Genomic DNA, 9491 nt, shown 5'->3' on the forward strand with positions numbered 1-9491 from the left:
AAATTTCATTTTATTATCTTTGAGGAGTAAAATATGGTCAAAAGAATTAGGGGCGACGTTTGGTCAAACTTAGTATTAGTCGCGACAGTCCTTGTATACGTAGTTTACATTGCATTAGCTGGTTATACGTTAACGCATTTACCTCCAGTTCCATCAGTAGTTGAGACCGAAAACGGTACTGTATTATTTACGGGAGGTGAAGTTATAAGCGGAAAGGTATTAATGCAGAAATATGGATTATTCGATTACGGTAGCTTTTGGGGATTCGGAGGTTATTACGGAACTGATTTTACTGCTCTAGCCTTGAAAGTTATAAATCAAACTGCAGATCCACCTACGATAAAGGTAGATGGTCTCAGAACCTTAAGGTCCCCTTGTCCCCGTCACCACACAGCAGTTATGGGATTTCTCGTTAGGTGTAGCCTTGAAGTCGAGGCGAAATCTAATAACTGCTGACCACAGAAGTGTCTTCATGACGCTTTGTGGGACTGTTCAATTTTCTTAGTTAAGCCTATTAGGCTTTCATAAATTCAAAATCTAACGTCAGATTAAAAGTAAGTTTCACGTTCTCTTCGATAAAATTGAAGTATCCCACAAGGATCTACAAGACCTCAACTCCCCTCCTCTCTGATTACATCGCACGCCAATATGGACTTACTGTGAGCTCCCACGTGGTCTATGGCAGTCCGCATGATGTCCTTCACGGTCTCCCCGTTGAGAGTGTAAACGGAGAACTTTCCCCTCTTTTCCATCTTCACTATTCCGCAGTTCCTCAGACAGGAGAGGTGATGTGATATGAGGGACTGCGACTTTCCTAACTCCTTAACCATGTCCTGTACCGATGCCCCCTCCTTCCTGAGGAGCAAGAGGACTATCTCCAGTCTAGTCCTGTCAGCCAGGGCAGAGAAGAAGGACTCCAGCTCGGTTAGTAAGGGTTCGTTGTTTACTCTCTCGGTTTGTTGACTCATAATTTTAAGTAGTGACTCTTCCCTTATAAGGATTATATGAACATATATTCATATGAGAAAATTTTATTAGCTTCTCACTCCAATAACTAGTGAGAACATGAAGCTGAACATGAGGTTGAACCTCCAAAGGCAGGTCGACAAGTGTGAAAACTGTGGTGCTCCCCTTTCAGCGGGACACGTCTACAGCAGGGAGATCAACGGAGTGACCCATTACTTCTGTTGTTCCCATTGTGCAGATGAGTTTGAAGGATCTGGACATCCCTCCTGCTGCTAGGTGAAGGAAATGAGGGAATTGGTGATAATAGGCTACGGCGCTGCAGGTTTCGCCGCCCTGATAAAGGCCAACGAGTTGGGTGTGAAACCCACGTTGGTCGGTGAGGGCCCGATAGGTGGAACTTGTGTCAACGTGGGTTGTGTCCCGTCAAAGAGGATGCTGAGGATCGGTGAGGTCTACAGCTTAGGGAGGAGATATTGCCTGAGGGGATGTTACCCTCCATTCTTTGAGTCCTTCCAGGACAAGGACAGGTTGGTGACTGAACTAAGGAAGGTGAAATATGAGGATGTGCTATCCGCTTACGACGTGGAGTTGGTGGAGGGACAGGCCAGGTTCGTCTCCCCGAACGGCATCAAGGTGGGCGGTAGGATAATTGAGTCCAAAAAGTTCATCGTGGCCACTGGTTCCTCACCACACGTGCCGGAGGTACCTGGACTCAAGGAAGTGGGATTCTGGACCAACGTGGAGGCCCTCTCACCCAACAAGAGGATAGAGTCGCTGGCGGTGGTGGGAGGGAGGGCTTTGGCACTGGAGTTCGCGCAGATGTACAGGAGATTGGGGGTGGAGGTAGTAGTACTTCAGAGGAGCCCAGTGCTCCTTCCGGATTGGGAGCCAGAGATCTCAGTGGAGGTCAGAAGAGTGCTGGAAGAGGAGGGAGTGAACGTGATCACAGGAGTTAGGCTCAAGGAGGTCAGAAAGGGAGAGGGTAAGGTTGTGGTAACTGACGTAGGAGAGGTGGAAGTTGATGAGATACTCATGGCTACCGGGAGGGCCCCCAACGTCAACCTGAACTTGGAGGCTGCTAAGGTCGCCCTGAACGAGAGGGGAGGAATAAAGGTTGATGGAGAGCTCAGGACTACGAACCCCAACATATTCGCGGCAGGGGACGTGATAGGGGGTAAGATGCTTGAGGCACTCGCCGGAAAGCAGGGCACGGTCGCGGCTGAAAATGCTCTACTGAACGCTCACAGGAATGTAGACATGTTCAGTGTGCCTCAGGTGGTCTTCACCCAACCCAACCTGGCCAGCGTAGGGTTAACCGAGAGAGAGGCCTCCAAGGCGAGGGAGGTAGAGAGCAGGATAGTGATGATGGAGGACGTTGCCAAGGCCAGGATCTTGGGCGAAACCAAGGGATTCATAAAGATGATAGTTGGAAAGGAGGACAGGAAGATCCTCGGAGTCCACATGATGGGAGAGAACGCAGCGGAGGTGATAAACGAGGCCGCATTGGCCTTAAAGATGAGGGCTAGTATCTACGACTTCATAGATACGGTTCACGTTTTCCCAACAATGGGAGAGTCCCTCAGGTTGGCTGCACTGTCCTTCCTCGGCGACGTGAAAAAGATGAGTTGCTGCGTGTAGACCGTGACGCTGGTGAGGTTAACCTCGCCTAACTCCTCGTTGCGGTTTCCCTGGAACTCGTCAGTTGCGTGGTGTGGAAGGTTCTGAAGAGGACTTCACCGAGGGTTGACGACCACTCCTGAAAGAAATTTAACTTTAGTCCTCTAGTACCAATAGTGCACTGGGTTAGCTACTGGCTGGGCGGAGAGTTCCTCACCTTAGCTTCGTCGCTCTTCCCCGAAGGGATAAGTTACGTGAGGAGGGTTTCAATTCTCTTCGTAGATAAAAACTATTGCTCTCAGGATCCTTGGAGGGACGTCCTTTCAATCCTAGGCAGTAACCGGGACTCGGTCATCTTCATGACAGCAGCCAGGTCTTACGTTATGAGGGAGACGGATTGGGGTAAACTGGTGGTGAGTGCCGGAATAGGGGAGAGTGGGGAAGACGCGGGTTGCACCATAAACGTGGGGACCTTCGTTCATGAAGGTCTAAACATGAACGGCCTCGTAGACTTGGTTAGGACCGTGACGGAGGCCAAGTCCGGTGCACTGAGGGATTTGGGATACGAGTTGACAGGCACGGTGAGCGACGCCGTAGCTGTGGGTTCCAAGGTGGGTGAGACCTCATTCGCTGGACCCGGAACCGATCTAGGGAGGAGAGTGGCCAGGGACGTTAGGCTGGTCTTGAGGGAGATGTTGGGGGAGAGTTAAACCCAGGTTGAACTTGCTTGAGAGGGGTTCAGACTTAGTGGGTGTTTCCTGAGGAGATCACTGAGCTGAAGAAGTTGAAGGTCTCTAGCGCGGTGGGTCTCTCCCTAGGCTCGCTGGAGATCATCCTGGAAAGGAAGATCCTCACTTCCTTGGAGACGTCGGCCTGATCCAATACCCTGAGGTCTCTGAGGTGATAATACCTCGTTAAATCTCTGAGGTCTCCACTGTCCAAGGCGGAGTTAATTTTGTCGATCAGCCTACCATTTATGTATCTCCTAGTGAGTAGGAACAACAGGGTTGACCCCAGGGAGTAGATGTCGTCCCTCCAAGAGATCCCTCCCCGATTCAGTGCCACCACGTGTTCCAAGGAGGAGTGCTCCACCGTGACTCCTGGGGGAGTTCCTCCCTCCCTAGTGGCAGAACCCAGGTCCGCCAGCTTCGGGTTAATCCTCAACCTCTTCATGTCCTCAAGTAACTCCTCAGCAGTGGTCGGGGACGGCTTATCCAGGAGGACGTTGCTGGGCTTCACGTCACAGTGAACGTAACCTCTCTGATGGACTTTATATAGGGCGCTGGAAATCCTCTGTCCTACCAGGAGAACCACGTCAGTCCATTTGCGGGAATAGAACAGGATATCATCCATGACCAACTTGGAGAGAGGTCCGCCCTCCATGAACTCCATCACGATCACTGGAGGGAGCTCCAGGTAGTAGCTAGGGTCACTCACTGCATTTTTGACCAGCACTCTGTCCACGTGGAGTCCTTCTAACTTCACGAGATAAGGGGACTCCCCGCTGAGCTCCACCAGCGCCCTTCCCTCCTTGAACAGTCCCTCCAGGACTTCCAAGGAGTTGAGGGTATTACTCCTTCCCCCTGGATTGGACAGCCTGGGGATTTTCAGGGCGAAGTCCTGAGCGTTAGCTCTACCCCTAAGGACGTAACCGAAACCACCTTGACCTAAGTAATCCACGACTTCGTATCCGTAGAGTCTCCTACCTATCCATATCTTTGGATCCCACGAGTTCAAGGGAGGTAGAGGCGGGAGGAACGAAGTCTTTTTGCACATAGCCCCCACACATGCCTCTACCTCCACCGTGTTGAAGCGGGCTTTTGGGAGCAGAAACCTTCCCTCCCCCAGTTCATGAAAGGGGATTGGCCTCCCCTCACATGTAACGGATATCCTGTCAGGCCTCACTGTTTCACCCCACACCCTAACCTCTACAGTTGACGAACCGTCGTTGTTCCTAGTTAAGTATATGGAGACATCTTGTGAGGTTGGAGACCCAACTACGAACTTTCTCTTCACTTGAGCTACATAGCCATAGTATGTAGCTCGTACCTCGATTTGATGAACTCCTCGGTTGACAGGAAAGACAGATAGATAGACACCTCTGATACCAGTAGGAAGGTAGCTCACTAATAAACCGTCGAGGTATACAAGGAGCATACTTATGTCAACTGGCCTTCCTAAGTACTTGGTTCTCACGGTAACGTTAGCCATGTTGACGCCGAAGAATTGTTTGACGTTAACGTCAAGTTCGATATTAAGTTGTCCGTTCACTGTGAACCTTACGGCATGAGTCGGGAAAAACTTTACGGTAATGCGTTTTCCTCAGCTCCTCAGCCTAACGTAGTCACACTGATCTATGAGTGTTAGCCTTATTGCTCTATTCCTCACTTACCTTCGATTCCAGTCCCCTATTATAGTCCTTAAGAATGTTGGAGAGAATCTTCCTCTCTATGTTTCGTAGGTGATACGAGACCGTAGACTCGGACATGTTGAGGCGTCTGCTTAACTCCTTGAGGTCGGTCTCCCTTGGAAAATCGAAGTAGCCCAGTTCGTAGGCTGTATTAAGTATCTCCAACTCCTGAGAATTAAGGGCTGCAACACTAACAGGATCATAATCGTCTGCCTTTATTTCCATCCTGCTCATGATGAGGTTCATGTTAGAGAGTACTACCTTTACCTCTCTAGCTGGTATTACAAAATTCCACTCCTCAATTCCATTCTTATATATACTGCCGAGGAAAAACCCATGGTACTGGTCTATTAGTTTTGGAACAGATATTTCCTGGATGGACTTAATGAAACTGATAATCAGTTTGTCCCTTCCGTACTTTGAGATACCGTTTACGATGAACAAGTTATACGTTTTCTTTAACAGGTCCAAAAGAGTATCCTTATCCTCTTTATCTATTAACATTAACATTCTCAGACGATTATCGCTCATTATCCTGAAGTCGAGTATCCGCATTTCACTTCGAATCCTCTCATCCGTGCTCCAGCATCCGTCATGTACCGCCCTTACTTTAAGCCTCACCAACGGACCATTTCCCAGTCTCATAAGACTACTCTTCTCTCCTATTAATAAAAACATTGTCGTATACAATCTTAATATAATTTGAGACAATTGTAACATAGAGAATTATAATTTAAAGTATTAAAGTTGTGAGAAAGTTATGAGGAAGCTTGCCCTACTCATCCTCAACTCTACTACAGCAGTTATTAGATTTTGCCTTGACTTCAAGGCCAAACCTAACGAGAAATCCCATAGTTGCTGTCTACTACAACTCACCTTATTTCCTGGATATGAGCTAACTTTCATGAGCAAGTGAATATTATATTTCGTCAAACCTTAAAGCTCAAGGCATAACCATTGTAGCTAACTGTTCTACGCCCTTATCGATCGCGCTATATCCTAGCTCATGGGATTAGCCCTTACGGACTTTACAGATTCCGGTAGCAGAGCTCTCCCTGTCCTTTAAGGATCAGGTGACTACAATTATTTGATTAATCGCCTGTGTCTTTTTATTTAAAAAAATGATTACTGTTCATAAGAATTAACATCTAAGGATAACCGATCCAGACCTTGAGGACTTGACCTGATTCACCGGTAGCTCATTGAGAAGTCTAGAGTTCATTTGATAAACTGTACAATTCTAAAATAGTTTTACCCCTTTATGTATCATATTAAAAAGTTTAACTTCATTCTTTCAATTTTAGAAAGACTGCCCTAACGGGAGCACCGTCTGTTCCTATAAGATTCAAGGGCATTGCCACGAGAATCCCATGGATTATCCTGTCTCCTGGTCCAAAAAGTTTCCCTAAGTTCCAAAGACCTTCTACAATTAATATTCCTTCTTTCATTAGATTTAAATGAGTAATCACGGCTTCTCTACGCGATATTAGAGGTTCCATGACGTCTACTTTTCCAGACCAGCCTGCAATACTAGGGGTATCTATTCCCACTAACTTCAAATTTTTGAATGTTGAGATATATTCAGAGGTTTCCGACTTCAAATATCTCCAACTATATACGAATTCTCTCGGGTCCTTCTTGAAGCCAGTGAACAGAACTATACACTCATAAGTGGATAGCTCGGCCTCGAACTCCCTCAACTCAGAGACCGCTATTTCCCTGCTCTTTTCATTCCTCACATCAAGTACTGTACAAGGTAAAATGAAACTCTGAACTCCATACTTGTCGATTGGGAAGCCATCCCTCAACATGTGGGATGGAGCGTCTATGTGAGTGAAATCTTGAGTTGTGATGCAGACCTCATGGGCCTCCGACATATCTCGGTCCTTATGTCTTATCTTGGTTATTCTCAGCGGAGGCATAGTAGGCCACATCACATTACCTTGTGAAAGGGGGAAAGTGAGGTCATAATATTCAAATAGTTGTAATATGTCCCTTAGTTTGTGATACACATTCTTAGATTGTGACATAACTATATTATGAAGTAAAAGTCTAAAAGTCTTCCTTACGGCTCATGAGTAACCCTTTTTATTAAAGTAAGTTCTAGGATATTTAATTTTAGAAATGTGAATTACATATCCCAATCCGCTCCTCGGGCGATTCAGGACTCCTTTGCTAATTGTAATATCTCTGTTGATTTGGACTTATTCAATGGAGGAATTACTGAATATATTTGATCATTTCACGAAGAAATAAGGGTTCCTGTAATATTATCAGGATGAGATAACAGGTCGAGAGGTTGTAGTTGATGGCCATGGCCCGGGCGATCCTCCAGGGGGAGTGACACTTGCAGAACTCTCCGGGAGGGAGTTGAAGGGCCGGTAAGGTCGTTCGAGGAGGGGCCTCCCTGGGGGCAAAGAGGTAGGAGAGCCCCGGGCAGGGAGAGGGGTCAGGTGCGTCCCTCACCCTCCTGCTTCGTTTAGGTGAATCAGGCAGGTCTGCCTCGCGACCTGGATCCTGGACTGGAGATGGCCTCCTCCACGACCTTAACCCGTCAGCTACAACGAGGGTGAGGTTGTACCTCCATAGCCTCACCGGGAGGTCCCAGTAGCTCACGACGTCCTCCTCCCCGGTCAGGACCACGTCCAGCACGGCCCTCACACCGTGGTCAGTGAGTCCCAACGCGATCGGGAGCACCCCCTTCCTTCCTCCCCTCAACTTCACGTACTTCCCGTCCACGATCACGTACTTGAAGTCCCCCCACCTCCAGCTCCTGGGTTTAGAGCTCGGCGTTCCCAACATGGAGTAGAGGAGGGCCCTGAGCACCAGCCCCTCCTCCCTGAGCGACTCCTCCCCTGTACAGCACGTGCAACCTCACCGTGACCCACTCCAGCCCGTACACGACCCCCCGGAGGGAGACCCTGAACCCCCTCAGGAACATGTGCCTGGCGTACCTGGGGGAGGTCCTCTCCTCCTCCTCAGCCGTTTCATTTAATGGCGCGTCCTCCCCAACTACCTCAAGGACGAGCGCGGTCACCACGTGATTGTACACCTCACGGTATGACCTAGCGCTCGTCCCCTTTTCGTGTACTGATGTAGGATCAATTAAGTCACTTTCGTTCTATAGAAACAAATAGAAATCACAATGGAGTCCTGAATCGCCCCGCTCCTCTATAAACTAGAGTATACCAACTATCTCTAGAATTAAGTCTTAAAAATGCTATTTTTGAAGGATAAATATAACTTGTCAAATAATGCGCATAAATGATAAATAGAAACTAGAATCTAGCTTAAGAGAGCTACTTCCTGTGTAAGCTTCTTGAGAAGAACAGTTCTGGTCACCTTAAAGTATTGAAGAAAGTAATAACCGGCGAAAGTCCTCTCCACTCTCAGTTTATCCACCTCATCATTGACATAACCCCCAATATCAACAAAAGCATCACCAACCCACACCTCATCTAATTTAGATTCATCCCTCACTCTGCTTACCACCTCATACACATCATCTTCCCCCTCTCCCCTCGACGGAAATCTCCTTATGCTAAGGAAAGGACCAAAGTCTTTAGTTGGTATTGAGTTGCCTTTTTCTTTCAATTCTACTTGTAATCTAAACAAATGCCCACCACCTCTCACAACGTATCCCCCCAGTTTGAGTCCAGGTTTCGGTCTATCGTAGGATGGCAGAAGAGGATGAAGTTTAGTCATGGAAACCTTTGCAATCTTCTTGGGATATCCATCGACCCAACCTCTCACGAGGGCCCAATCCTTATCCACCCACATGAAGGGATAATAGATATAACTCCTCCCCTCGAAGAAGACCTTTAAGCCAATAGCTCCTTCCATGTACTGTGTGAGATCCGGATCTTTATACATGTATTCCCAGGCTTTATTTCCACTCGTAGAAATAAATTCGGCTATGTAGACCCAACCTTCACCGTCTGTGGATAAGAAGGTGGGTAAGACTTGTTCAGCCCCGTCTTTATTGAATTTAACGTGGGCACCTATGTAAGTAACACCGTAATACCACGGTGGTTCTGAGACGATATTTGAGTCGCCACTTTTAGTTATGGGATGTGTGTATGACATATTCAACCAATATAAAGAATGCAATCATATATAAAAATTTTTTATCCAAATATGCTTAGTGAGACTGTTCAATTTTCTTAGGCGTTGAGCCCAGTGAGTTTTCTTAGATTCAAAATCCAGTGTTAGATTAAAAGAAGGTTTCAGGTTATTCCTGATAAAAATTGAAGTATCCCACAAAGCAGAAGAACCAACATCGTTTTAAACCTCTCGTAAGTGTCTGCTTAGTGTCCTACTTACTTTAATTTTCCAGCCGAGATGACTAACTTGGAAATAGGGGAGACCGGTTTTCCCCGAATTCACGGTCCACCCCTCGACCTCTACCCCTGGGGCCCTCCCCACGACCAGGTTGACCAGGCACATCCAGGAGTAGGCCCGGAACTTGAGCACGGCCTCGAGCGCCTGACCCCCGAAG

11 protein-coding genes and 1 pseudogene are annotated in these 9491 nt (G+C 47.5%); 4 read left to right on the forward strand and 8 right to left on the reverse strand.

From position 1 onward, the window contains the following. Positions 1–33: 33 nt before the first annotated feature. Positions 34–456 (forward strand): hypothetical protein, encoded by a 423-nt coding sequence (locus tag METMK1DRAFT_RS02985; RefSeq protein ID WP_009070706.1) that lies wholly within the window; start codon positions 34–36, stop codon positions 454–456. Between the two features lie 155 nt (positions 457–611). On the opposite strand, the gene METMK1DRAFT_RS02990 is transcribed toward METMK1DRAFT_RS02985, so the two are convergent. Then, the gene (locus METMK1DRAFT_RS02990) at positions 612–968 is read right to left on the reverse strand and encodes an ArsR/SmtB family transcription factor (protein WP_009070709.1); all 357 of its coding nucleotides are present in this window, start codon (positions 966–968) and stop codon (positions 612–614) included. A gap of 97 nt (positions 969–1065) precedes the next feature. Between METMK1DRAFT_RS02990 and METMK1DRAFT_RS16070 the strand changes: the two genes are divergently transcribed. From METMK1DRAFT_RS16070 to METMK1DRAFT_RS03000, 3 genes are all read left to right on the forward strand, one after another. Beyond that, positions 1066–1242 (forward strand): transcriptional regulator, encoded by a 177-nt coding sequence (locus tag METMK1DRAFT_RS16070; protein ID WP_009070711.1) that lies wholly within the window; start codon positions 1066–1068, stop codon positions 1240–1242. A 9-nt stretch (positions 1243–1251) separates the two neighbouring features. Continuing rightward, a complete protein-coding gene (merA, locus tag METMK1DRAFT_RS02995; protein WP_009070713.1) occupies positions 1252–2604 on the forward strand; it encodes a mercury(II) reductase in 1353 nt (450 codons plus the stop codon). Positions 2605–2759: 155 nt separating this feature from the next. Further along, positions 2760–3293 carry an adenosylcobinamide amidohydrolase gene (locus METMK1DRAFT_RS03000; protein WP_009070714.1) on the forward strand — a complete coding sequence of 178 codons (534 nt, stop codon included), beginning with the start codon at positions 2760–2762 and terminating at the stop codon, positions 3291–3293. A gap of 34 nt (positions 3294–3327) precedes the next feature. Here the strand turns inward: METMK1DRAFT_RS03000 and METMK1DRAFT_RS03005 are convergent, their stop codons facing one another. The 7 genes and pseudogenes from METMK1DRAFT_RS03005 to METMK1DRAFT_RS19900 form a co-directional block, all read right to left on the reverse strand. Continuing rightward, positions 3328–4854, reverse strand: a complete 1527-nt coding sequence (locus METMK1DRAFT_RS03005; protein ID WP_009070715.1) for a protein kinase domain-containing protein — start codon at positions 4852–4854, stop codon at positions 3328–3330. A gap of 106 nt (positions 4855–4960) precedes the next feature. After that, a complete protein-coding gene (locus METMK1DRAFT_RS15475; protein WP_052300181.1) occupies positions 4961–5638 on the reverse strand; it encodes a helix-turn-helix domain-containing protein in 678 nt (225 codons plus the stop codon). A gap of 96 nt (positions 5639–5734) precedes the next feature. Beyond that, positions 5735–5899, reverse strand: coding sequence for a hypothetical protein (locus METMK1DRAFT_RS18105; RefSeq protein ID WP_172634107.1), 165 nt, complete (start codon positions 5897–5899; stop codon positions 5735–5737). 380 nt (positions 5900–6279) lie between these two features. After that, complete coding sequence (locus METMK1DRAFT_RS03015) at positions 6280–7023, reverse strand: cyclase family protein (RefSeq protein ID WP_009070721.1); 744 nt, start codon at positions 7021–7023, stop codon at positions 6280–6282. A 190-nt stretch (positions 7024–7213) separates the two neighbouring features. Continuing rightward, a pseudogene (locus tag METMK1DRAFT_RS03020) lies at positions 7214–8099 on the reverse strand (transposase). 179 nt (positions 8100–8278) lie between these two features. Then, complete coding sequence (locus METMK1DRAFT_RS03030) at positions 8279–9079, reverse strand: acetoacetate decarboxylase family protein (RefSeq protein ID WP_009070727.1); 801 nt, start codon at positions 9077–9079, stop codon at positions 8279–8281. Between the two features lie 198 nt (positions 9080–9277). Beyond that, positions 9278–9491 (reverse strand): hypothetical protein (locus METMK1DRAFT_RS19900; RefSeq protein WP_009070729.1); only part of this gene is annotated, 214 nt, incomplete at its 5' end.

Source organism: Metallosphaera yellowstonensis MK1 (assembly GCF_000243315.1).
In the GTDB taxonomy this organism is placed as follows: Archaea; Thermoproteota; Thermoprotei_A; order Sulfolobales; family Sulfolobaceae; genus Metallosphaera; species Metallosphaera yellowstonensis.

Coding starts and splice junctions, on each gene's coding strand:
- METMK1DRAFT_RS03015 (WP_009070721.1), bottom strand. CDS start 7,023: ATGTCACAATCTAAGAATGTGTATCACAAACTAAGGGACATATTACAA.
- METMK1DRAFT_RS02985 (WP_009070706.1), top strand. CDS start 34: ATGGTCAAAAGAATTAGGGGCGACGTTTGGTCAAACTTAGTATTAGTC.
- METMK1DRAFT_RS02990 (WP_009070709.1), bottom strand. CDS start 968: ATGAGTCAACAAACCGAGAGAGTAAACAACGAACCCTTACTAACCGAG.
- METMK1DRAFT_RS15475 (WP_052300181.1), bottom strand. CDS start 5,638: ATGAGACTGGGAAATGGTCCGTTGGTGAGGCTTAAAGTAAGGGCGGTA.
- METMK1DRAFT_RS18105 (WP_172634107.1), bottom strand. CDS start 5,899: ATGAAAGTTAGCTCATATCCAGGAAATAAGGTGAGTTGTAGTAGACAG.
- METMK1DRAFT_RS16070 (WP_009070711.1), top strand. CDS start 1,066: ATGAAGCTGAACATGAGGTTGAACCTCCAAAGGCAGGTCGACAAGTGT.
- merA (WP_009070713.1), top strand. CDS start 1,252: ATGAGGGAATTGGTGATAATAGGCTACGGCGCTGCAGGTTTCGCCGCC.
- METMK1DRAFT_RS03030 (WP_009070727.1), bottom strand. CDS start 9,079: ATGTCATACACACATCCCATAACTAAAAGTGGCGACTCAAATATCGTC.